Source organism: Streptomyces sp. NPDC022910 (assembly GCF_055561075.1).
Window position 1 is genome coordinate 1 of the sequence record NZ_JBVHHL010000040.1, and the last position, 22988, is coordinate 22988.

The 22988-nt window shown below is 69.9% G+C and carries 18 protein-coding genes; 14 read left to right on the forward strand and 4 right to left on the reverse strand.

What is annotated here, in order from left to right:
* From ACZ3TS_RS29700 to ACZ3TS_RS29715, 4 genes are all read left to right on the forward strand, one after another.
* The coding region (locus tag ACZ3TS_RS29700) for a M20/M25/M40 family metallo-hydrolase (RefSeq protein ID WP_467623959.1) at nt 1–359 on the forward strand (359 nt) is incomplete at its 5' end.
* A 5-nt stretch (nt 360–364) separates the two neighbouring features.
* The gene (locus ACZ3TS_RS29705) at nt 365–4411 is read left to right on the forward strand and encodes a non-ribosomal peptide synthetase (RefSeq protein WP_467624058.1); all 4047 of its coding nucleotides are present in this window, start codon (nt 365–367) and stop codon (nt 4409–4411) included.
* Nucleotides 4412–4421: 10 nt separating this feature from the next.
* Nucleotides 4422–5573, forward strand: a complete 1152-nt coding sequence (locus ACZ3TS_RS29710; protein WP_467623961.1) for an acyl-CoA dehydrogenase family protein — start codon at nt 4422–4424, stop codon at nt 5571–5573.
* Nucleotide 5574: 1 nt separating this feature from the next.
* A complete protein-coding gene (locus tag ACZ3TS_RS29715; RefSeq protein ID WP_467623962.1) occupies nt 5575–6615 on the forward strand; it encodes an acyl-CoA dehydrogenase family protein in 1041 nt (346 codons plus the stop codon).
* A 37-nt stretch (nt 6616–6652) separates the two neighbouring features.
* Here ACZ3TS_RS29715 and ACZ3TS_RS29720 read toward each other — a convergent pair whose 3' ends face one another.
* The 4 genes from ACZ3TS_RS29720 to ACZ3TS_RS29735 form a co-directional block, all read right to left on the reverse strand.
* A complete protein-coding gene (locus ACZ3TS_RS29720) occupies nt 6653–7366 on the reverse strand; it encodes a response regulator (RefSeq protein WP_467623964.1) in 714 nt (237 codons plus the stop codon).
* Between the two features lie 190 nt (nt 7367–7556).
* Nucleotides 7557–7733 carry a hypothetical protein gene (locus ACZ3TS_RS29725; RefSeq protein WP_467623967.1) on the reverse strand — a complete coding sequence of 59 codons (177 nt, stop codon included), beginning with the start codon at nt 7731–7733 and terminating at the stop codon, nt 7557–7559.
* 125 nt (nt 7734–7858) lie between these two features.
* Nucleotides 7859–10750, reverse strand: coding sequence for an AfsR/SARP family transcriptional regulator (locus ACZ3TS_RS29730; RefSeq protein ID WP_467623969.1), 2892 nt, complete (start codon nt 10748–10750; stop codon nt 7859–7861).
* A 162-nt stretch (nt 10751–10912) separates the two neighbouring features.
* A complete protein-coding gene (locus tag ACZ3TS_RS29735; protein ID WP_467623971.1) occupies nt 10913–11935 on the reverse strand; it encodes a phosphoribosylglycinamide synthetase in 1023 nt (340 codons plus the stop codon).
* A 747-nt stretch (nt 11936–12682) separates the two neighbouring features.
* Between ACZ3TS_RS29735 and ACZ3TS_RS29740 the strand changes: the two genes are divergently transcribed.
* From ACZ3TS_RS29740 to ACZ3TS_RS29785, 10 genes are all read left to right on the forward strand, one after another.
* A complete protein-coding gene (locus ACZ3TS_RS29740; protein WP_467623974.1) occupies nt 12683–13234 on the forward strand; it encodes a DUF1062 domain-containing protein in 552 nt (183 codons plus the stop codon).
* 422 nt (nt 13235–13656) lie between these two features.
* Nucleotides 13657–14808 (forward strand): acyl-CoA dehydrogenase family protein, encoded by a 1152-nt coding sequence (locus ACZ3TS_RS29745; RefSeq protein ID WP_467623976.1) that lies wholly within the window; start codon nt 13657–13659, stop codon nt 14806–14808.
* Nucleotides 14809–14910: 102 nt separating this feature from the next.
* Nucleotides 14911–15069 carry a hypothetical protein gene (locus ACZ3TS_RS29750; protein ID WP_467623978.1) on the forward strand — a complete coding sequence of 53 codons (159 nt, stop codon included), beginning with the start codon at nt 14911–14913 and terminating at the stop codon, nt 15067–15069.
* Between the two features lie 160 nt (nt 15070–15229).
* Nucleotides 15230–16549, forward strand: coding sequence for a lysine N(6)-hydroxylase/L-ornithine N(5)-oxygenase family protein (locus tag ACZ3TS_RS29755; protein WP_467624060.1), 1320 nt, complete (start codon nt 15230–15232; stop codon nt 16547–16549).
* A complete protein-coding gene (locus ACZ3TS_RS29760) occupies nt 16537–17595 on the forward strand; it encodes an NAD(P)/FAD-dependent oxidoreductase (protein WP_467623979.1) in 1059 nt (352 codons plus the stop codon). The genes ACZ3TS_RS29755 and ACZ3TS_RS29760 overlap by 13 nt, the downstream gene beginning before the upstream one ends.
* On the forward strand, nt 17592–19577 hold the full coding sequence (locus ACZ3TS_RS29765; RefSeq protein ID WP_467623982.1) for a class I tRNA ligase family protein: 1986 nt from the start codon (nt 17592–17594) through the stop codon (nt 19575–19577). Before ACZ3TS_RS29760 ends, ACZ3TS_RS29765 begins: the two co-directional genes overlap by 4 nt.
* Nucleotides 19574–21091, forward strand: a complete 1518-nt coding sequence (locus tag ACZ3TS_RS29770; protein WP_467623984.1) for an AMP-binding protein — start codon at nt 19574–19576, stop codon at nt 21089–21091. Before ACZ3TS_RS29765 ends, ACZ3TS_RS29770 begins: the two co-directional genes overlap by 4 nt.
* Entirely contained in the window at nt 21081–21344 is a 264-nt protein-coding gene (locus tag ACZ3TS_RS29775; protein WP_454646398.1) for an acyl carrier protein, read from the forward strand. The genes ACZ3TS_RS29770 and ACZ3TS_RS29775 overlap by 11 nt, the downstream gene beginning before the upstream one ends.
* On the forward strand, nt 21341–21967 hold the full coding sequence (locus ACZ3TS_RS29780; RefSeq protein ID WP_467623987.1) for a GNAT family N-acetyltransferase: 627 nt from the start codon (nt 21341–21343) through the stop codon (nt 21965–21967). Before ACZ3TS_RS29775 ends, ACZ3TS_RS29780 begins: the two co-directional genes overlap by 4 nt.
* On the forward strand, nt 21964–22986 hold the full coding sequence (locus ACZ3TS_RS29785; RefSeq protein WP_467623989.1) for a C45 family autoproteolytic acyltransferase/hydolase: 1023 nt from the start codon (nt 21964–21966) through the stop codon (nt 22984–22986). Before ACZ3TS_RS29780 ends, ACZ3TS_RS29785 begins: the two co-directional genes overlap by 4 nt.
* Nucleotides 22987–22988 lie beyond the last annotated feature (2 nt).

The window sequence follows — 22988 nt, forward strand, 5'->3', positions numbered from 1 at the left end:
CGGCCGGGAGTCTCGAAGTGCGGAACTCGGTGGCGGCCTGCCGGGTGGGGCGGGCCGACCCGGTGGTCCGTGCGCTGGTGTCCGGGATCCGGCAGTTGCATGCCCAGCCGCGGCTGAAGGTGAAGACGGCTACCTCGGACATGAACACCCTCGCCGAGGTCTGGGACATCCCGATGGCGACCTATGGCCCGGGGGACAGCAGTCTCGATCACGCGGACGACGAGCACATCGTGCTCTCGGAGTACCTGCGTGGCATCGACGTCCTGACCAGTGCCATCTCAGAGTTGGCGCACCTGCCCACACGCCCGGACAACGACCCGGCAGGCGAGGCACCGCTACGCATCAGGAGTCTCAGGTGACCGACATGACCCAGCGCATCGCCGCGCTCCCCGAACAGCGCCGCACGCAGTTCCTCGCACGGCTGAGGGAGCACGCGGAAACCGTGGCACGGCGCGGGCCGACATCGCGCGGCAACACAGGCCCGGCACCGCTCTCCCACGCGCAACGGACCCTACGGTTCCTCGACCACCCGGTCCCCGGCACCCCGCTGTGCCTGCGCCTTCGGGGCAGTCTCGACGCGGACGCGCTGCGCGAGGCGCTGGCCTCGACCGTGGCCCGGCACGAGGCGCTGCGGACCACGATTGCCGAGCGCGAGGGCGCCCCGATGCAGGTCGTCGCCACCGAGGTTCCGGTCGACCTGCCGCTGACCGAGGCGGAGAACATCGCGGCGGCGCGAGCCCTCATCGAGCGGCGGGCCGCCGAACCGTTCGACCTGGGCCGTACGCCGATGTGGCGCGCGGCACTGATCAGGGTCGAGCCGGACGACCACCTGTTCCTGCTCGACCTGCCCGCCATCGTCTGCGACACCCGCTCGCGCGGCGTGCTGATGCGTGAACTCGCCGCCCTCTACTCGGCATTGACCGACGGCGGCACACCGGACCTGCCCGAGCTGCCGGTGCAGTACCCGGACTACGCCCGGTGGCAGCACGACCGGCTCGGCAGCGCCGACCTGGACAGGATCGGCGCGTACTGGCGCGGCAAGCTGGCGGGCGCCGAGGTCCTGGAGTTCCCGACCGACCGGCCGCGCGGCGAGACCCGCACCTTCGAGGGCGACCGCGCCCGCTTCACCGTCGGGGGCGAAGCCCTGCGTCGGGCCGATGAGCTGGCCCGGCAGGTGGACGCGAGCCCGTACGACGTCCTCGTCGCCACGTTCTGCACACTGCTGCACCGGTACTCCGGCCTCGACGACCTGGTGATCGGCTCGCCGGACGAGAACCGTCACCACGACACCGTGTCCTCGGTGGTCGGGCTCTTCACCGATCTGCGGGTGCTGCGTGCGGACCTCTCCGGCGATCCGACCTTCCGCGAGCTGGTCCAGCGGGTCGCGCGCGTGTCGGCGGAGGCCGACGAGCATGCCGGCCTGCCCTTCGACAAGCTGGTCGAAGCAGTTGACCCGGTCGTCGACCCGTCGCGCTCTCCCGTCTTCCAGATCGTGTTCGGCGTGGCGGACGCGGATACCACGGACACCGCCGCCGCCCTGCCCGGCATCGACACCTCGTACGAGGACGGCCCGACCCACAGCTCCTGCTTCGACATGAGCTGGAGCCTGAGCCGGCGGCCGGAGCCCGGGGCCGACGCGGACCTCGCCGTCGAGTTCAACACCAACCTGTTCGACGCCGAGAGCATCGCCCGGTTCTCCCGGCACTACGACGGGCTGCTGCACACCCTGACCGCGGCCCCGGACGCCCCGCTGTCCACGGCCGAGATGCTGAGCCCCACGGACAAGGCGTTCCTCACCGAGGCCGCCGGGGGCCCGGTGCGGCCGGTCCGCGAGTCCACCGTGGTCGCGGAGTTCGAGGCGCGCGCGGCGGAGACCCCGGACGGCGTGGCCGTCGTCGTCTCCGGTGTCGAGACCAACTATGCCGAGCTGAATGCCCGCGCGAACCGGCTCGCCGCGCTGCTGCGCGAGCACGGTGTGGAGCCGGGCGCGCGGGTCGGTCTGTGTCTGCGCAGGAACCTGGACCTGCCGACCGCGATCCTCGCGGTGCTCAAGGCCGGCGCGGCCTACGTGCCCCTCGACACGGCGCATCCCTCCGGGCGCGTCGCCGAGATCGCCGATGACGCCCGGCCGCGGGTGGTGCTCGCGCACGCCGAGGCGGGCAAGGCCGTGAGCGAGGTCGGCGCGCCCGTCGTGATGCTGGACGAGGTCCGCGACGAACTGGCGGCACTGCCGGACGACAACCCGCCGCTCGCGGCGGGGCCGGGCGACATCGCGTACGTCATCTACACCTCCGGCAGCACCGGCAAGCCGAAGGGTGTGCTCCTCAAGCACCGCGGGGTCGTCAACTTCATCGATTCCACACGGGAGTTGTTCGAGCTGACGCCGGCCGACCGGGTGCTCGGGTTCGCCTCGTCGACCTTTGACGTCTCCGTCTTCGAGACGTTCTCGGCGCTGCTGACCGGGGCCCGCCTGTGCCTCGCGACCGATGCGGAACGGCTGTCGATCGAACGGCTCCAGGCGCTGATGGAGCAGGCTCGTATCACCGTCATCGACCTGCCCCCGACCGTGATGCCGCTGCTGACGCCGGAGAACTTCACCGACCTGCGCATCGCGTTCGTCGGCGGCGAGGCGTTCAGCGGTGAGCTGGTGAACCGGTGGAACCCGGGCCGGCGCCTGTTCAACGGCTACGGGCCGACCGAGTGCACGGTGACGATGATCGTCGAGGAGTGCGGAGGCACCTGGGACGCGTCCCCGCCGATCGGCCTGCCCATGACCAACCACGTGGCGCACGTCCTCGACCCCGGGCTGCGCCAGGTCCCTGTCGGCGTACCGGGTGAACTGGTCATCGGCGGCGCCGGGTTGGCGCACGGCTACCTCAACCGCGACGAGCTGACCGCGGAGAAGTTCGTCCCCGACCCGTTCGGCACCGCACCCGGCGGTCGCCTCTACCGGACCGGCGACCTGGTGAAGCGGCTTCCCGACGGACGCCTCGTCTTCCTCGGCCGCATCGACCAGCAGGTCAAGATCCGCGGCCTGCGGATCGAGCTGGGCGAGGTGGAATCGGCGTTGACCGGCTTCGAGGGGATCGGTCCGGTCAGCGTCCGGGCGTGGAGCGACGACAACGGGGACAAGCACCTGGTCGGCTATCTGACCGGGGTCACCGAGCGGCAGGTGCCCGCGGTACGCGAGCATCTGAGCGCGCTCCTGCCCTCGTACATGATTCCGTCCTTCTTCGTGGTCCTCGACGAGCTGCCGCTGACCAGCAGCGGCAAGGTCGACTGGCGCAGGCTGCCCGCCCCCGACCTGAGCCGGGCGGGCGAGGGGCACGGCGACGAGTCGCTGACCGAGACCGAGCGCAGGCTGCTGCGTGATGTGCTCACCCCCCTGCTGCACGACGAACGGATCGGCGCGCACGACGACTTCTTCCTGGCGGGGGGCAACAGCCTCCAGGCCGTCCAGCTGATGTCGGCGATCCACCGCAGGTTCGGTGTGGAGATCACGCTCGGTGACTTCTTCGCCTCTCCCACGGTCGCGCATCTGGCCGCCACCATCGACGCCGTCCGGGCCGCGAGCCGCGATGACGACGGCGATCCGTTCGACGCGCTGACGAGCCCGTCCCGGCGGGAAGCCGGCAGGGCACCGGTGGTGATGCGTGAGGCGGGTCCGGCGCAGGTGATCCTGCTGCACCCGTCGGGCGGCGAGCTGTTCTGCTACATCCCTCTGTCCAGGGCGCTGCGCGGCGACATCGGCGTGACCGGTTTCGCCGCCGACCCCCGGGACACCGAGGTGCCCGCGCAGGAGGCGATGGCGGCGACCGCCGCACGGATCGCGTGCTCCCTGACCGAGACCGGCCTGCCCGCGTCCTGCTGCCTGGCCGGCTGGTCGTACGGGGGTGTGCTCGCCTTCGAGGTCGCCCGGCAGATCGAGGAGATCACCGGGGAGACGCCACCGGTGATCCTGCTGGACGCCGCCTACGACGAGGACTCCGTGCCCCTGGACGAGGCGACGGTGCGGCAGCGGTTCGTGCACGACGTCGCACGGCTGACCGGACGCGAGGGCCCCGAGGTGGCCGCAGTCCTCGACGACCCGGCCGCAGGGGTGGCCGACGTCGGGACGACCCTCATCGATCTCGGCGTCGAACTGGAGCTGACCGAGGAGGAGTTGGCCGCCCGCTTCGCGACGTTCCGGTCCTCCGCCCTGTCCATGCAGGCCTACCGACCGCCGGCCCCGTACGGCGGACCCGTCACTGTGCTCGTCGCCTCCCCGCACATCGCCATGGAAGAGCAGTGGCGGGCGGTGTGCACGGGCCCCTTCCGGGCCGAGCGCGTACCCGGCGACCACTACACCCTGTTCACCGAGTCGGCGATCGGCCGGGTCGTCGCGGCGATCGAAGAGACGCTCGCCTCTTGAGGAGACACACATGCGGTTCGGCTTCACAGAGGATCAAGAACGGTTCCGGGCGGACGTGCGGAAGACTCTGCGCTCCGCCGAGGTCCAGGCCGCGGCGGCGGCGGCCACCGGCGCGTTCGGCGTCGAGCCGGATGCGCGCCCGCTCTACCGGCTGCTCGGCGAGCTGGGCCTGCTCACCGTGCACTGGCCCGTCGAGTACGGCGGCCGGGGCCGCTCGCTGACCGACGCCGCGATCGTCGCCGAGGAACTGGTGCGCGCGGGTGTGCCGGACACGTTCCATGTGAACACCGTGCAGATCGTGGGCCAGTTCCTGCTGATGGCGGGCAGCGAGGAACAGAAGCAGCGGTATCTGCCCCCCATCGCCCGCGGCGAGAGCTTCGCGTCGGTGCTGTACACGGAGCCCGACGCGGGCTCCGACCTGGGCGGGCTACGGGCGGTCGCCGAGGCGGACGGCGACGGCTACCGGATCACCGGCACCAAGGTGTTCAGTCTCAAGACCCGCTTCGTCGACCTCGGCTTGTGCGCCGCCCGTACGACGCCGGGCGCGGGCAAGTACCAGGGCATCAGCCTGTTCCTGGTCGACATGCGGGCCCCCGGTGTGACGGTGTCGATGATCCCCGGCATCGGCGACGAGCACTTCCACCGTGTGGACCTCGACGCGGTCGCGGTGCCGGGCGCGAACCTGCTCGGTCCGCGCGACGAGGGCTGGCCGCTGCTCAACGAGGCCCTGGCCATCGAACGCACCGGCCTGGACTACTACCTGAAGGCGGAGCACTGGCTGGACGCCGCCCTCGAAGCCCTGGTCGAGGGTGACCCGGAGGCCGTGCCCGGCGGCCTCCTTGAGCAGATCGGCCGCTGGCACGGCGCGCTCGCCGCCGACCACGTCCTCGCCTGGGAGGTCCTCACCGGGATCGCGGCGGACCGGGTCGACCAGGTCGCGACGGCCGTCGCCAAGTACCACAGCAGCGAACTCGCCCAGTCCATCGCGGTCTGGGCCGCCGACATCCCGAGCCCCGAGCAGCGGGCCAACCGCACCGGAGCGACCGTGACCCTGGAGTCCGCCTACCGGGAGGCTCCGGGACTCACGCTCTCGGCAGGCACCTCCGAGGTGATGCTCCAGATCATGGCCGCCTCGTTCGACACCCTCGGACAGGGAGACTGACATGGACCTTACGCCCGACCCGCTCGCCCTCCAGCTGCGCAAGGCCCTGCGTACGGGACTCGCCGGCATCCCCGCCCGGATCGAGCTGCACGGCGCCCCGGTGACCGACGGTGCCTGCGGCCCGACCCGTGCGGTGCTCGACGCGCTGGAGGCGGCCGACTTCGAGCGCCCGGCCGACGCCGACGGGCTCGGCCTGGGACTGAGTGCCGGGGTCCTGGTCAGCGAGGAGCTCGGCCGCGCGGCGTGCGGCAACTCCTACCGGGCCGACGCGTTCGCCGCCGACCTGGGCGTCGGCGCGCCGAGTGTGGCTCTGGCGGGCCTCGAAGCCCTGCCCACCGGCAGTGGGGTCACCGCGACGCCGCGCGCCGGCGGCTGGGAGCTGACCGGCACGGTCACCGTCGACGACCTGAGCGCCGACCTGTTTCTGGTGGCCGCCAGGGTCGACGGCGATCCGGTGCTGGTCGCGGTGGAGCGCACGGCGGACCGCGTCACCACGCAGGACGGGAACTGGCCACCGGTCGTCCGGTTCGAGGCCACGCCCGTCCCCGCGGCGGGCGTCGTCGGCGCCCTGGACGACGCGCCCACCGGACCGCTCGCGCGCGCACGGCTGCGACAGGCGGCATACCTGCTGGGCATCGCCGACGGCGCGCACCGCATGGCCGTGGAGTACGTCGGCCTTCGCCGGCAGTTCGGCACCCGGCTGCGCGACCTGCCGGCGGTGTCGTTTCCCTTGGCACGCGCGATGGTGGCGTTGCGTGCGACGAGGGCGGCGATCCACCGGGGGGTCTGGCTGGTCGAGTCCGAGCCGGCCGCCGCCCGCACTGCGCCGCTCATCGCCCTGGCCATGGCGTCCGAGACCGCGCGCGATGTCGTGCGCCTGAGCATGCAGAGCTGCGGGGTGCGCGCGATGACGTCGGAACTGGGCTTGCACCGGTACTTCCGGCTGGCCGCGGCGGAGTCCACCCGGTACGGAGATCCCGCCGCGCTCTGGCGGATGGTCGGCGCCGACCACGTCCGGACGGCCCGGGGTGCCGCATCCTGAGTGGGGCTCGGGGCTGCGGTGGCAACCCCGCCGTGGATCAACTGGCACGTGGGCTCCCCAGCGACAACTCCCTCGTGTTGCCGCCGGCGTGGACGGCCGAGCGGATGAGTCCGGTCCGGTAGGCCAGTGACACGAGCTCGGCACGGTCGCGGACGCCGAGCTTGGTGCGCACTCGGTAGAGATGGGTCCTGACCGTGGCCTCGCCGATGATCAGTTCGCGAGCCACGTCCTCGGTGGACATGCCTTGGGCCACCATCCGCGTCACTTCCCGTTCCCGCGGGGTCAGCTCGGTCACTTCCGGACACGTCTCGGCCTTCTGAGGCTCTGGTTGCGCACGGAACCAGGTGACCAGGCGCTGCGCGATGTTCGGCGCGAGCACGGTCTGGCCGGCAGCCGCCCCGTGGATCGCGGTGATCAGCTCCTGAGGACTCACGTCCTTGCCGAGCAGACAGCTCGCGCCGGCATGCAGCACATCGCTCACCGTCTCGTCGGTGTCGGCCGCGGTGAACACGACGATGTTGGGCGACTCGTCCTCCTGACCGAGTCTGCGGATCATCTCCAGACCGGAGATGGTCTGGAGGTTCAGATCCGTGACCACGACATCGGGACGCATGGTGCGCACCAGGACGATGGCTTCCATGCCGTTGTGAGTCGTACCGATCACTTCGATGTCCGGCACCGCGTCGAGAAGAGTCTTGAGACCGTCCGCGATCACTGGCAGCTGGTCACAGACGAGCACCCGAATGGTCATTGTGTTGCCCCCGACAATGAGTGAGAGAGAAGCCCCGCTGTCATCAATGGGTTTCCGCGCGCGGAGACCGCGAGCCTCGCGTCGCTCGTGCTTGTTCGGCCTTATGGGCGTGACGAGCGTCTGCACGTGTGCGGCGAGGACGGGCCGGGCGCGGGCGGTGGGCCGCAATCAGCGGCCGCGGCCGGTCTGCTCAGCCGTTGCCGTGGTCCGTCTCGGGCTGGACCAGGACCGTGTCCGCCGGGAGACCGGAGGCGACAGCGCGGTGCTGGACCATCTGCGGCGCGTCCGTGCCGGCGGCAGCCGTGAATCCACTCAGAACGGCTCCGAGCGCGATGACGGAGGCGGCGACAGCAGAGGTGAAACGCATGTGGAAGCTCCTTTGAAAAGACGCGCCGTTTCGACTCCGCTAAGACTCGCAATCGCTCTTCCCTGCCGGTTCCCCTCCGGGCACCCGCCCGGTCCCCTCGCTGTGGAGTGCCCGGCATACGGGGCTCACCGCGCGGTCTCCGGCACTTTCATGAGGGAGAAGAGGCTGTCCGCCGCTGACCGGTGCTGTCGTGCCATCTGCAGATGACCCTGGGCCTCGGCGGTACGGGCGAGGTGCCACAGCGCGCACGCCTCGTCGTAGCGCAACTCCATCCGGCAGGCGATCTCGTGGGCCAGCCGCTGCTGAGCCAGCGCCGTGTCCAGATCCCCCTGCGCGTACCGCACGAGCCCCGCCGAGAGGTGCACCGTGGCGCGGTTGATGTTGTCCGTGCTGCTGGCGGCCTTGGACAGCGCGTGGTCGGCGCTGTCCGCCGCTTCGTCCAGCGCTCCCATGCGCACCAGCACGTCGGCTCTGCGGGCGAGTATGAGCGGCAGCGCCGCGGGCATGCCGATCTGCTGGCACCGTTCCAGCGCCGCGTCGGCCCGCGCGAGTGCCTCCTCGTAGCGGCCCAGGCCCTCGAACGCCTGGGAGAGATAGCTCAGGGCGGTCACGGAGAGCTGGACCTCCTCGATCGAGTCGAAGATGGCCACGGCCCGCTCCGCGGACTCCATCGCCTCTTCGAACCGCCCGAGCCGCGCCAGTATCAGGCCCAGCATGCTGAGCGACGAGCCGTCGAGGCGGGTGAAACCCAGCTCCTGGGCGCGTCTGCTGACCTCCTGGCTCAGCCGTAGCGCGTGCTCAAGCTCTCCCATGCTGCTGTACGCCTGCCCCAGCCGTGCCTGGCACTCCGCCTCGCTGTACTCGTCCGCCATCTGCCGGGACAGCCCCACGGCTTCTTCCAGCAGGCCGACCGCGTCACGCAGCTGCCCGAGGCGCCACTTGCCCATGGCCAGGTTCATCAGGTTCAGCCGGGTCAGCGAGCGGTCTCCGAGCTGCCGTGACGCGCTGACCCCCTTCTCCAGCGCCACGTTGGCGCTGGAGTCGTAGCCACGGATGCTGGAGTGGAAGCCCAGCTCACGCGGCAGCCGCGCGGCATGCCACAGCAGTCCCCCGTCGTGCGCGGCGTCCACCGCCGCCAGAAGGCTGCCACGGTGTTGGTCGAGCCACTGAAGCGCCTTCTCCTTGTGATCGAACGTGCTGTCTACCTGTTGTTCTCCGTCGTCCTTGATGCGCCGCCGCCCGGGAAACACCACGTCGCACGCATGTTTCGTCATGCCCAGGTAGTGGTCCAGGAGCCGCCGCATCGCCGGCTCGTCCCCCGGCTCCTGCGAACCCTGTGCGATACGTTGCACGAAGCTGCGCACCAGATCGTGCAGGGCGTACACGCCCGGTTCCCTGGCCTCCAGTAACCGTGCGTCGACCAGTTCTTCCAGCACGTCCTCGGCCGTCAAGGCGTCGGTGTCGAGCAGGGCGGCGGCTTCGTGGGTGTCGAGATAGCGTCCCGGGTGATGGCCCAGAAGCCGGAAGGCGGACTGCTGGTCACGCGGCATGGACTGGTACGACAGCAGCAGTGCGCCGGCCACCCCTCTGCCCTCGCTCGTGAGCTCGTCCAGACGCCGGTTGTGATCTCGTAGCCGTTCGACGAGTCGCTGCACGGTCCAGTGAGGACGGTTCGCCAGCCGGGCGGAGGCGATCCTGACCGCCAGCGGGAGACCTCCGCACAGCCGCACCAGTTCACAGGCGGCGTCCGGTTCCCTCTCGACGCGTTCGCCACCGAGGGTGGCGCGCAGGAGCTGGTCGCTGTCCTGTTCCGGAAGAGCGCCCACCGAGAGCCATTCGACTCCGTCGAGCCCCGTCAGCCTCGGGCGGCTGGTGATCAGGACCAAGCTGTCGGAGGAGGCGGGAATCAGCGCACGGACCTGCTCGGAGGAGGCGGCGTTGTCCAGGATGAGCACCATGCAACGGCCCCGCATGTACGACTGCCATCGCGCGGCGCGCCCCGCCGATAAGGTGGGCATCTCCTCGCTCGGGATGCTGGCGGCGGCGAGCAGGTCACCCTGCGCGTGGAACGCGCTGAGCGGCTCCTGTCCCGGTGTGAAGCCGTGCAGGTCGATGAAGAGACTGCCGTCCGGATACTGCTCGACCAGCTGATGGGCGGCGCGCACAGCCAGCGCCGTCTTCCCACTGCCCCCCATGCCGTCGAGCGCAATGACCGTCGGGGCCCCTTTCGGGGCGCGTCTGGCCACCTCACAGACCCGCTCCAGTTCGGAACGGCGGCCCGAGAAGTCGGGCACGTCGAACGGCAGCGTGTGGGGGGCCTCGGTCACCGGGTGCGTGACACGTGTCGCGGAGCGCGCCGGACGGACGAGCGACGGGTCCTGGCGCAGCATGCGGTCATGCAGTCCGGTCAGCTGCGCGCTGGGGTCTATGCCCAGCTCATCCGCGAGGTGTTTGCGCACGCGGGCGAACTCGTCCAGCGCTGCGGCCTGCTGCCCGGAGTGGTAGAGGGCGAGCATCAGCCGGCTGCGCAGCGTCTCGCGCAGTGGATGCTCGTCCACGAGGCCCCGCAGCTCGCCCGTGATCTCGGCTGCCTCGCCCGCGTCGATGCGCAGGTCGTAGAGCTGTTCGGCAGCGCTGATCCGCTGCTCCTCCAAGGCGGTCGAGGCCGCGTCGATCAGCTGACCCCCGGAACCGGACAGCACCGGCCCCCGCCACAGCGCCAACGCCTCGCGCAGCTCCGCTACGGCACGCTCCGCCTGCCCCGCGTCCAGCGACTGCCTGGCCTGGCGCATCAGCTGCTGATGCCGGAGCAGATCGAGTTGCTCGGTCCCGACGACCGCGCGATACCCCGGCCCGTCCGTGACAATGATCTCGGGACCGTGAGGGAGGCGACTGCGCAGCTTGGCCACGGTCTTGCGTACCTGATGATCGGCGCTGTCCGGCGGCAGCTCGTCCCAACCGGCCGTCACCAGTCGGGAGACGGGCACCACACGCCCGGCATCGAGGAGCAGGGTCACGAGGACACGACGTTGCAGCGCCCCATTGACAGGTATCAGGGCGCTTCCGCTGCGTACCTCCAATGAGCCCAGGACGGCGAATTCCGGATGAAAGTCCGCATCGCCTTCAATAGGTCTCGATGTCACCATCCATGCCCCCCCGTCCCGCCCATTGGCCCACCCTCACCCCGACAGTAGAGGATTGCGAATGACGGTAACAAGATCCTTTCGTCCCCTGGCAATCCGTTCGCGGGTGAGTTCCGGTGTGTCACCGTCGACGGCCACATAAGCGCGCCGGGAGCGTGAGTCGCCGATAGGAGCGATCATGTCGCCGACGTTGTACGGAAAGCGAGCTCCGTGAACCCACGGGGTCACAGCGATGTCCTCCATGCCGGTGTACGTCTCCAGCCGCCCCTCGGGCAGGAGGAAGAAGCCGACTTCCGCATACCGGAAAGGGCTCGGCACGTCCGGACGACTGCCTTCGAGGCCCGTGAAGACCGCCGCCTCCATGTCGAACCCGCGCGCGATCTCGACGAGCAGGGGGATGCGGTCGCCACCCAGATGTGTTCGGCACGACACGATCCGCGGCCCGAATGGCAGCAGCGCCACCTGCGTGTGGACCGGGCCGGAGCGGTATCCGATCGCCGTCAGCCGCTCCTCGACCACTGCCTCGATCGCCCATCGCTCATCGTCGGTCAAGGGCGCCGGATGAAGGTAGCCCGTCACGTAGAAGTGCGGTGGCCCACTGGTGCGTTGAGCCGTTACCCCCACGATGTGGTGGGCCCCGTTCACGGTCAGGGTCTCGACGCTCACTCTGGGAGCCTCTGCCGGGGCCCAGTCGTCCCCTTCACACACCCGGAGCCGTTCGTACACCGCCGGAGGGTTCGCGGACAGGCCCAGCTTCCATGCCTCCCGGACCACGGGCAGCACTGAGTCGCCGTGTCCGCAATGCATCACGGCATCAATCCCGTGATGCCGTGCGGTCCGCTCAATGGCTTCGCGCAATCCGATTTCGTCGGTGAAGTCGGTGAGCAGCAACTCCTCCGAGGCTTCTTCGAGTCTCGACGCGAAGTCGGTCTCCAGCTGCTTCGGATCCCATATCGACCAGATGCGGAATCCCAACTCGGCGCCCTTTCGCACGAGTTGGTGAGTCGGCATCACCAGAAGCAGTCTGGGCTGTGAACGTCGAGAGAAGTGTGCACGCATACATGCCACTGTGGAGTGCGGCATTCCCCCCCTGCTCCCCTCCGCTTCCCCCCTCGCCGTCCAGGCACTCCACCTGCCTGCCGTTCCCATCGGACCCGGACTCCGGTGGGGAGCCGTCCCCCTGGACAGGACGCCTGCCGGCCGGCCCCGTCCGCCGGAGCCGTCACGGGGGGCTGTCCTGTCTCCGGCTCCTACAAGACTCTCGCGGGCGTTGATCGACTCCGCGGTTCCGGGAACGGGCATCCCCGGATCGGTCGGGCCGGGCGTGTGTGACATCGAACTGTCCTTGGTGTTGCCGCAGTTGGCTGAGGTGCAGGTTGAACCAGTGTGCGCGAAGGCGGACTTGATGCGGATCATGGCCCGGGACCCGGTCCCGTCACGCCGAGGCCGTAAGCGGGACGCGTAGTCCCGACAACGGAGCGTCCACGTACCGCGTACCCGTGGCTGAACCTGACGCGGATGCGCGGCGTGTCGATCCGTCCGTAGCGTCCGTCGTACTCGCTGGGACGGTCAGCGCAAGCAGTCCGGTCTCAAGGGTGATGACACGCCAACCGAGATGCCGAGCCCGACGTCGAGATGCCCGAATACCAGTGGAGCAATGCCGTTATGTACCACTACTGCACTGCCGAACTGGATTCGCCCAGGCGAATCCATACCTTGTGTACCCCGTGAGATATCCCGAGAAGTAATGCGCCGAGCACTGTGCTCAATTCAATGGCGAACGCACACCAAAACAGGGGTACTTCTGTGCGCAATGACTGGATAGTTAAGCCAGTAGGTCTGCCGCTCATCCGCCGTCGCTGCCAGGCGTGTACGTCCGACACTTTCCGGACGACCGGCAAGTTTCGCGTCAACGCGAACCACAAACTCCTCGATGTCTGGCTCCTCGCGCTCTGCACCAAATGCGGCACAACCACAAAGATCACCATTGTCGAGCGGGCGAACGTGCGCTCGGTCAGGCCCGATCTGCTGGACCGCGCACACGAGAACGACCCCACCCTGGCGGCCGAGCTGCTCCAGGACGGCGTCATACGGCGCCGCAATCACATCGCCCTCGACTGGAACGACGCCTGGCGGCTCGATACCGGTGGATCCGATCATCCGGGCCGTGAAGTGATTGATGTCTCGGTTCGATTTGATGCACAAATTCCGGTCAGGCCGGTGCGGCTCATCGCGGAAGGCTGTGGCCTTTCGCGGGCCGAGGTCGAGCGACTGATCACGGAAGGCAGTCTCGTTTCGGCAGTTCGTCTGAGCGGAAAACTCTCCAGCGACTTCACCTTCACGCTCCACGCGGGTTGATTCCGCGCTGTCCGCTCTCTCGATCACGTGGTGAAAGCCTGGGCCGGCCCTCGATCAGGTGGGGCCGGCCCTGGATGTGTTTCAGCTCCCCCGGCGGCCGGCGGATTTTACGCCGGTCCGGGTAAACGCGGTGCGCAGGAGCGACGGAGCGCCGTAACCGCCCTGCGTCCCGGCGGATGAACTTGTCGCGGACGTGCCCGGCGCCGGAGTGGCCGTAGCTTCCCAATGACGCGGCCGACGGCCGCTCGGAAGGAGCCCGCCCCATGCCCCGCGGCGTACTGGAGAACAGCCGGCCGAGGCGGCGTTCCCTGTCACGACGTGAGAGGCCAACGCGGCACGGCGGGCATCGCACGCTCCCTCTCCGCCGCTTCCGCCCATTCTCCGAGCCGCTCGCCGCATTGACCATCTGAGTGAGGATCACGATGAGTCTCTCCGAAGTGTTCGACCCCGACATCCTCACCCTGCCGCTGTACGACGACGCCCACCGCGCACTCGCCGAGGAGATCGGGCAGTGGTGCGCGGACCGGGCCGAGGCGTGGGCGTCGCTGGACACCACCGATCCGGCCGCCGTCGGACGGGCGATGCTCACCGAGCTCGGCCGGTCGGGCTGGCTGCGTCACCTCGGCCCCGACCAGCCGGACTCCGACATGAGGGCCCTGTGCCTGAGGCGCCAAGCCCTGGCGTATTACGAGGACTTGGCCGACTTCACGTACTCGATCCAGGAGCTCACCGCCGCCGCGATATCCCGCCACGGCACCGACGAGCAGCGTCGCCGTGAACTGCCGGGCCTGGCCGACGGGACCCGTGCGGGGGCGCTGGCCCTCTCCGAGCCCGGCGCGGGCTCCGACCTCGCTGCCGCGGTGCTTGAGGCGACCCCCGACGGGGACGGGTTCGTCCTCAAGGGGACCAAGACCTGGATCGCGCAGGGCGACATCGCCGACGTGTGCGTCGTCCTCGCCCGCACGGGCGACGGCCCGGGACCGCTGGGCCTGACCACCTTCGTTGTCGACGGCAATGCCCTCGGTCTCAAGGCCGATCCCATCGGCGCGATCGCGCCGCGCTCCTGGGCCGAACTGACCTTCACCGACGTCCGCGTGGGCCCCGAGGCCGTGCTCGGCGAGCGCGGCCAGGGACTCGTGGTCGCGCTCGACATCCTCGAACGGGCCCGGACGACCGTGGCCGGCGCCGCGCTCGGCTTCGCCCGACGCGCCTTTCGGCTCGCCCGCGGCCATGCCCGTACCCGCAAGGCTTATGGCGGCCGGCTCGCCGACCTCCAGCTCGTCAGGTCCTCGCTCGCGAACATGGACGTCAAGCTCTCGGCCGCCGCGCTGCTGACCGCCCGCGCCGCGTGGGCGACGGACCTCGGCCACGATCACGCCAAGCACTCCTCGACGGCGAAGCTCTACGCCACCGAGGCCGCGGGAGAGATCGTCGACAGTGCCGTCCAGATCTTCGGCGCCGCCGGGCTCGTCGCGGGCAGCCCGATGGAGCGGCTCTATCGCCAGATCCGTTCCCTGCGGATCTACGAAGGGTCCTCCGAGGTCATCGAGATGACGATCGCCGACGCCCTGTGAAGGACGGCCAGGACGGGCCGCCGCACTGCCCGCACGCCCGAACCCCCTGCTTGACAGGGGAAGCCACTCCATGACGCCTGGGCCGGCCGCTACCGACTCGACGTGACCGGCAACGACGCCGGCACCGCGAGGGTCCGGAGCGTCCCGGTCACCGCCGCCCGCGGCATCGAACGAGTCCTCGCCGGGGGCCTGCCGCCCGGTCCGCACCGGGCCACCGCCGACACCGAGGAGGTGGGCAACGGGCCCAACCGGCTCGCCTGATCCGGTCCGACCTGCACTCCCCAGACAACTGTCCGAGAACGACAGCACTGATCCCGGCCCACGGGCAGACACCGATGGTGCCTCGCCAAGGCGTCGTGAAACGTGCCGACAACCTGCACCTCCACAGGAAGGACCTTTCGTGGGACCCGTAGAGAAGCCGATGACGGCGTCCGGTGCCGCCGAGCAGGCCAGTCACCTCCGGCTCGTCGGTATCGGCGCAGGACCAGCCAACCTGAGTCTGGCCGCGCTGCTGCACGGCGATTCGGGGCAGCCGAACCTCTTCTTCGACCGCAAGCCGAGCTTCACCTGGCATGACGACCAGCTGATCAACGGTGCGACCCTCCAGGTGTCGATCTTCAAGGACCTGGTGAGCCTCTCCGACCCGACCAACCGGTTCTCGTTCCTGTCGTACCTGCACGAGCACGGCCGGATCTACCACTTCCTCAACGCCCAGTTCGCCGAGGTGCCGCGCACCGAGTTCCGCAACTACCTGGCCTGGGCGGCCGAGAAGAACGAGAACGTGGTCTTCTCCGAGACCGTCGAACGGGTCGACTTCGACGGCGTCTTCCGCGTCACCACCGATCGCCGTCAGGTCACCGCCGACAACATCGCCGTGGGCGTCGGCACCGTACCGTGGGTGCCCGAGTTCGCCCTTCCGTACCTGGGCGCGGGCCACTTCCACGTCAGTCAGTATCTGAACCACGCGCGCAACCTGGCGGGCAAGCGGGTCGCCGTGGTCGGCGGCGGCCAGTCCGGGGCCGAGACCTTCCTCGATCTCATCTCCCGGCCCGACTCCGAGCGCCCGGCCTGGGTCTCCTGGGTCTCCAAGCGCCGCAACTACTTCCCGATCGACGACTCGACCTTCACCAACGACTTCTACATGCCGGAGTACTCCGAGTACTTCTACCGGCTGTCGGAGTCCAAGCGCGCCGAGCTCAACTCGGCCCACCTGCTGAGCTCGGACGGGATATCCGAGTCGACCCTCCGGGCGATCTACCAGCAGCTGTACCGGCTCCAGTTCATCGAGCGGGACGAGCACCGCTTCGGGCTGCTGCCCAACCGGACCGTCGTGTCCGCCGACCGCACGGCCACCGGAACGTTCGAAGTGACGTTGCGTCACAACGACGAGTCCGGCCAGAGTCAGTGCCTTCCGGTCGACGCGGTGGTGTGGGCGACCGGCTTCCGTCCCACTCCCAAGAAGTTCCTTGATGCCCTGAAGGACCGCATCGAGACCGAGAACGGTGAGGTCCGTGTCGACGAGGACTTCGCGGTCGCCTGGGACGGCCCGCCGGACCGGAGGATCTTCGTGCAGAACGCGGTACGCGGCCAGCGCGGCCTGCCCGATGTGAACCTGAGCCTGAACGCCTGGCGGGCCCAGCGCATCGCCAACCGCCTGCGCGGCTGCAGCGCTCCCGAGATGGCGATGTCGTTCATCGACTGGTCGGCCAAGAGCGGACGGGGCACGCAGTGGACCGCGTAGACCTCGCCATCGTCGGCGGCGGAGTCATCGGCGCGCTCATCGCCCGGGAAGCGGTCGCGGCGTTCCCCGACGCGACCGTCGCCGTCCTGGAACGCGGCCTGATCGGCCAGGGCGCCTCCAGCCGCTCGGCCGGTGTCCACTTCCCGCGCGGGGCGACCGAGCGCGTCAGGTCCATGTCCGAGCACTCCCAGCGCGTCTGGGAGCACCTGGCCGCCGAACTCGGCCTGCCGATACGCACGGTGGGTGCGACGGTGGTCGCGGCCGGCGACGCCGACGCGGTCTCCGCCACATACCTGCGCCTCGGTGACGAGACCGCCCCGGCCCGTGGCTGGGCGGTCCCGCCGGGCTCCCGGGCATGGGACCTGGACGGGTGTCAGTACGCCGACGTCCAGGCAGTCGCCGAGCGCGTTCTGGCCGGGCTGCGCGATCAGGTGACCGTTCTGGAGGGAACCGAGGTCACGGACCTCTCCTTCGACGGCGCGTACCACCGCCTCACTCTCGGCCCGGGGCAGGAGCTGCTCGCCCGCCGGGTCGTCCTGGCCCCCGGTCCGTGGATCGCGCACCCCGCCTGGGCCGATCTCGTCGCTCCGCTCGGGCTGCGCGTCAAGAAGGTCGTCGCCGCCCATCTCGAATGGACTCCCGCACCCGGCGATCCGCTCGTGGTCTTCCACGACGAGGACGCGTTCCTCCTGCCGCTCCACGAGCGCGGTCACTACCTGTTCAGCTACACCTGCAACCGCTGGGACGTCGCCCCCGACGACATCGGCCTTGTCCTGGAGCCGTCCGACCTCGACGACGCCCGCGCCGTCCTGGGCCGCTTCGCGCCCGGCCTGGTGGCCCGGTGCACCTCGGGCCGGGTGTTCTGCGACGCGTACAGCCCCCGCCGCGAACCCCTCGTCGCCGAGCTGCTGCCCGGCCTGGTCTTCGCCGGAGCCGCGAACGGCTCCGGCTACCGCCTGGCCCCGGCCATCGCCGCCGAGACCGTCGCCGCCCTGGATCTCACACCGACCGGGGCCACCTCCCAGCTACTACAAAGGCAGTCATGATCCTCAACCAGTACAGCGAATCCGAACTGTCCGACGCCTTCGGCATCGAGATGTCCCCGGTCGAGGGCCTCGGTGTCGGTGCCGGCTGGGGCCGTGTCGCCCCCGGCGCCTCCTCGCACCCCGACCGGCACGACGAGACCGAGTTCTTCGTCATCGTCGCCGGTACGGGCGAGTTGACCGTCGACGGCCGCAGCCACCCGGTCCGCTCGGGCACCGTGGTGCTCTTCGAGCCGTTCGAGTCGCACATCATCACCAACACCGGCGAGACGGACCTGGTCTTCCTGACCCAGTACTGGCGCGACTCGGCCCGCGCCCGTGCATCGGCGACGTCGCGCGTCCGCGCGAACCACACCGACCGTCCCCAGTTCGTGTTCTCCACGCCGCCGACCCCGAACGGCGACCTTCATCTCGGTCACCTCTCCGGCCCCTACCTCGGTGCCGACGTCTACGTCCGCTACCAGCGCCTCATCGGCAACCAGGCGTGGCACCTGACCGGCAGTGACGACTTCCAGAGCTACGTCACGGCCGTCGCCGCCCGCCAGGACTCCACGTCCGCCGAGGTCGCCGCGCACTTCTCGGCCGAGATCGCCGCGACGCTCGCCGCGATGGACATCAGCGTCGACGAGTACTACGTCACGAGCACGGAGGAGGGCTACCGCGAGGGCCTCCAGCGCTACTTCACCCGGCTCGTCGAGTCCGGACACGTCACTCCCAGGGCGACGCCCGCCCTGCTCGACGCCGAGACCGGCGAGTACCTCTACGAGGTCAACGTCGGCGGCACCTGCCCCAGTTGCTCGCACGGTGCGGGCGGCAACATCTGCGAGGAGTGCGGCGAGCCCAACCTCGTCGCCGACCTCGTCGACCCGGCCTCACGCCTGAGCAGTGCCGCGCCGAAGACCAGCGAGGTCGTGCGGTACACCCTGCCGTTGCACGAGTTCGCCGACGCCGTCGCCGACCACCACAGGCTGGGCCGGGTCCCGGTCCGGCTGCGTGAACTGGCCGAGCGGGTCTTCGCCCGCAAGACGCTCGACCTGCCGGTCTCGCACCCCTCCGACTGGGGCGTGCGGCCCGCCGAGGACGACCTGGACGGACAGGTCATCTGGGTCTGGCCGGAGATGAGCCACGGCTTCCTGCACGGCATCGAGCGACTCGGCGCCGGGATGGGGCAGCAGTGGTCGAAGGAGGTGCCTTCCAAGGACTGGAAGATCGTCCACTTCTTCGGGTACGACAACAGCTTCTACCACGCGATTCTCTACCCGGTCCTGTACGGGCTCGCCCACCCCGAGTGGAACCCGGACATCGACTACCACGTCAACGAGTTCTATCTGCTGGAGGGCCAGAAGTTCTCCACCAGCCGGCGGCACGCGATCTGGGGCAAGGAGATCCTCACGCCCGACACCGTGGACGCGGTGCGCTACTACCTCTCCCGCACCCGGCCCGAGGGCGAACGCACCGACTTCCGTCGCGCCGAGTTCGACCGTGCCTGCGCGGACACCCTGGTCGGCGAGTGGCAGGAGTGGCTCACCGGTCTCGGCGAGCGCGTCGAGAAGCACTTCGACGGCGTAGCCCCCGACGCGGGCACCTGGACGACCGAGCACACCGCGTTCCTGGCTCGCCTGTCGATACGGCTCGACGAGGTCACGGCCGCCCTCAACCCGGAGGGGTTCTCGCTGACGGCCGCCGCGGCCGCGCTCGACGGCATCGTCACCGACGTCCGCGCCTTCTCCCGTCAGCAGTCGGCCCTGGCGCACAGCGGCCGGTGGAGTTCCGAGGCCCGTACCGCCCTCGCGCTCGAACTGGCCGCGGCCCGCCTGCTCGCCACCACGTCGGCGCCGCTGATGCCCCGCTTCTCGGCCAAGCTCGCCGCCGCCCTCGGCATCCCGGCCGTCGACACCTGGTCCGACACGGTCGGCCTGGTCGAGCCCGGCAGCCGCTGCACCCTCGCGGGCACCCGCTTCTTCGGCAGCGGCGAGCAGCGATGACCGTATCGATCATCAACCGCATCATCACCGAGCGGCCCACGCACGACGGCTCCCTCACCGTCACCGGACTCGGCCACCGCACCACCGTGCCGCTGTCCGAGTTCCACGACCGGGCCAGGGCCGTCGCCGCGGCGCTGGGCCGCCGGGGTATCGGCGCGGGCGACCGTATCGGCATCCTCTCGGCCAATCGGCTCGAATGGGTGCTGCTCGACGTCGCCGCGCTCATGCTCGGGGCGCAGACTGCCGGGTTCGAGCCCGGCAAGTTCAGCCCCGACGCCGAACTGGTCGAGCGCTACGGCCTCGACGCCCTCTACACCGACGTCCGGCTGCCCGACGACGCTCCGTCCGGGGTCCTGCCGATCTCGGCCGTCGCCGACTACGCCGAGGAGGACACCGACGGGTTCGAGCCGGAGCAGTGGGCCGCGACGCAGTGCACGACCGTCAAGTTCACGTCCGGATCGACCGGTGTTCCCAAGGGACTTGAGGCCACCGTCGGCAGCATCGACTCCTCGCTGCACGCCGTGCAGAGCCTGTTCGCGCACAAGCCTGGCGACGACATCCTGACGTTCCTGCCGCTCTCGCTCCTCCAGCAGCGCTACTGGCTGTACTCGGCGCTGTACTGGGGCCACGACATCACGATCACGACGTACCAGTCCGTCTTCGCCGTGCTGCCGTCCGTCCGTCCCACCGTCGTCATGGGCGTCCCCGCCTTCTTCGACACGGCCAAGCGGCACATCGAAGGCGTCATCGACGGGGGCGTCGAACCGGCCAAGGCCGCGGCCGAGCTCTTCGGCGACCGCATCCGCTATCTGTGGACGGGCTCGGCCCCCGCCGACCCGGCAACGCTCGGGTTCTACGGTGAGGCCGGCCTCGCGATCTTCGAGGGCTACGGCCTCAACGAGACCTGCATCGCCGCCAAGAACCACCCCGGGGCCCACCGCGAGGGCAGCGTCGGCCGAGCGCTGCCCGGCAAAGAGATCGTCGTCGACGACGAGGGCATCGTCTGCATCCGCAGCGACCATCCGGTCAACACCGCGTACACGTACGCCGCGTCGGGCGACAGCGAGCGGATGTTCCGGCCGGGCGGCGTCGTGCGCACCGGGGATCTCGGCCGCCTCGACGAGGACGGATTCCTCTACATCCTCGGCCGCAGCGACGACGTCATCGTCCTCGACAACGCCAAGAAGATCATCGTCAGGCCGATCGAGACGCGGTTCCGCGACACCGGCGCGGTGGCCGAATGCGTCGTGTACTGCCCCAGCCAGGCCGGACTGGTCGCCGTCGTCTCACCCCACCCGGGACCGGTCGACACCGCCGCGATCGGCGAGGCCCTGGCCGCGGTCAATGCCGCGTCTGAGCGCGACGAGCGGATCATCCGCGTGATCGTCGCCGACGAGCCGTTCACCGTCGAGGGCGGCCTCCTCACATCGCAGTTCAAACCGATCCGCAAGCGCATCGCGGACCGCTACAGAGACCGGATCGACAACCCGAAGGCAGGCATCCTTGTCCACTGACCTCGACACCCTGGCCCGCAAGACGCTCTCCCAGGTGCTGCGCGACCACCCGGACCCCGCGAGCCTCGACCTCGGCGAGAACCTCGTGGAGACGTACGGGATCACCTCGCTCAACAAGGTCCTGTTCCTGACCTCCCTGTGCAAGGCCGCGGACGTCGGCCTCGACAACTTCACCGAGGACGACCTCGCCGGGATGCGCACCCTCGGCAATGTCGTCGACGCCCTCCGCCCCCACGCCCCCCTGAAGGGATGAGTTCCTTGACCCACCACGCCTGGAGCCGGCACGCCTCCGCGCTCCTCGGAAACGAGCACGTCGAACTTCACCCGATCTCGGAGGAAGACCGTGGACCCCTGCGCAAGATCGCGTTCGGCGACCGGATCTGGACGTACTTCGTTTCCCGTGTCGAGGGCGACGCTGATTTTGACCAGTTTTTCGACGCCATGCTCGCTGACCAGGCCGCCGGCAAGCGCGCGGTCTACGTCATCGTCGACAAGAGCACCGGACAGGTCGCCGGCAGCTCCAGCTACGGCAACCTGAGCGAAGCCGACGGGCGACTGGAGATCGGCTGGTCCTGGCTCGGCGTCGACTTCCAGGGCAGGGGCATCAACCGCTGGGCCAAGTACCTGCTGCTCCAGCACGCGTTCGACGTCCTGGGCGCCGAGCGCGTCGAGTTCAAGACCGACGTCCTCAACGTCCAGGCCCGCGCCGGACTGCGCAAGATCGGTGCGTACGAGGAAGGCGTCATGCGCAGCTTCAACCCGATGCCCGAGGGCCGCAGGCGTGACGCGATCTACTACTCGGTGCTCCGCGCCGAATGGCCCTCGGTCGAGGACCAGCTCTGCCGCGTCGGCAGGGCGGTCAACCCGTGCGCGTGACCGACGCGCCGCTCCTGGAGCTGTCCGGCTCGCCGCATGCCCGTGGTCTCATCCACGGGCGCGCGCTGGCCGGGCGGCTCCGCGGCTTTCTCGACGACTCGCTCGCCCGCCTCGGCCACCTCACCGACCGGCCGGCCGACCTCGATGCGCTGCGGCCCGACATCGCGGCCCACCGTGCGGTGACCGCCGAAGCGCTGCCGGACCTTGCCGCCGAGATCGACGGCCTCGCCGCCGGCGCCGGGATCGACCGCGACGCGGCCTGGCTGCTGCAACTGCGCCGCGAGCTGATCGGCTACAGCCGAGTCACCGCCGGGGACTGCACCACGTACGCCTCGGTCGGCGTCGAGCCGGTGCTCGCCCAGACGGTCGACCTGAACGGCAACCTCGACGACCAGATCGCCGTGCTGTCGGTCTCCGGGCCGCGTCACCGCTCCCTGGTGCTCAGCTTCGCCGGTCTCCTCGGCTACCTCGGTGTCAACGACGCCGGGATCGCCGTGGGTATCAACCTCGTCCTCGGCGGCGACTGGCAGCCGGGCGTGCCGCCGTACCTGGCGATCCGGCACGTCCTCGACACCGCCGGCACGGTCGAGCAGGCCGTCGGGATCCTCCGGGAGCTCCCGCTGGCCAGCTCGCGGGCGTTCATGATCTGCGGCGTGGACCGGACCGTGTGCGTCGAGGCGACGGTCGCGCGGCGACGCGTCCTCGAAGGCGACGAACTGGTGCACACGAACCACTTCCTGGACCCCGAGCTCGCCGAGCAGGACGAGATCAACGTCTTCGCCAAGAACTCCTCCAAGCGGCGCCTTCGGACGGTCCTTGACGCGGGCATCCCGAAGGCCGGCGACACGGAGAACCATCACCGGCTCCTCGCCACGCCCCCGATCCTGGTGCCGGACAACGGCGACATCCGGCGGGAGCGCACGGTCGCGGCGGTGATCCTGCGCCCGGACGTGGGGGAGATGCGGCTGTGGCCGGGCGACCCGTCCACCGTGCCGGAGCAGGTGCACGTCTTCCCGTAGAG

What these genes read in the sequence shown, in the direction of transcription:
- ACZ3TS_RS29705 (WP_467624058.1), top strand. Translation starts at nt 365, where the DNA reads ATGACCCAGCGCATCGCCGCGCTCCCCGAACAGCGCCGCACGCAGTTC.
- ACZ3TS_RS29710 (WP_467623961.1), top strand. Translation starts at nt 4,422, where the DNA reads ATGCGGTTCGGCTTCACAGAGGATCAAGAACGGTTCCGGGCGGACGTG.
- ACZ3TS_RS29715 (WP_467623962.1), top strand. Translation starts at nt 5,575, where the DNA reads ATGGACCTTACGCCCGACCCGCTCGCCCTCCAGCTGCGCAAGGCCCTG.
- ACZ3TS_RS29720 (WP_467623964.1), bottom strand. Translation starts at nt 7,366, where the DNA reads ATGACCATTCGGGTGCTCGTCTGTGACCAGCTGCCAGTGATCGCGGAC.
- ACZ3TS_RS29725 (WP_467623967.1), bottom strand. Translation starts at nt 7,733, where the DNA reads ATGCGTTTCACCTCTGCTGTCGCCGCCTCCGTCATCGCGCTCGGAGCC.
- ACZ3TS_RS29735 (WP_467623971.1), bottom strand. Translation starts at nt 11,935, where the DNA reads ATGCGTGCACACTTCTCTCGACGTTCACAGCCCAGACTGCTTCTGGTG.
- ACZ3TS_RS29745 (WP_467623976.1), top strand. Translation starts at nt 13,657, where the DNA reads ATGAGTCTCTCCGAAGTGTTCGACCCCGACATCCTCACCCTGCCGCTG.
- ACZ3TS_RS29755 (WP_467624060.1), top strand. Translation starts at nt 15,230, where the DNA reads ATGACGGCGTCCGGTGCCGCCGAGCAGGCCAGTCACCTCCGGCTCGTC.
- ACZ3TS_RS29765 (WP_467623982.1), top strand. Translation starts at nt 17,592, where the DNA reads ATGATCCTCAACCAGTACAGCGAATCCGAACTGTCCGACGCCTTCGGC.
- ACZ3TS_RS29770 (WP_467623984.1), top strand. Translation starts at nt 19,574, where the DNA reads ATGACCGTATCGATCATCAACCGCATCATCACCGAGCGGCCCACGCAC.
- ACZ3TS_RS29780 (WP_467623987.1), top strand. Translation starts at nt 21,341, where the DNA reads ATGAGTTCCTTGACCCACCACGCCTGGAGCCGGCACGCCTCCGCGCTC.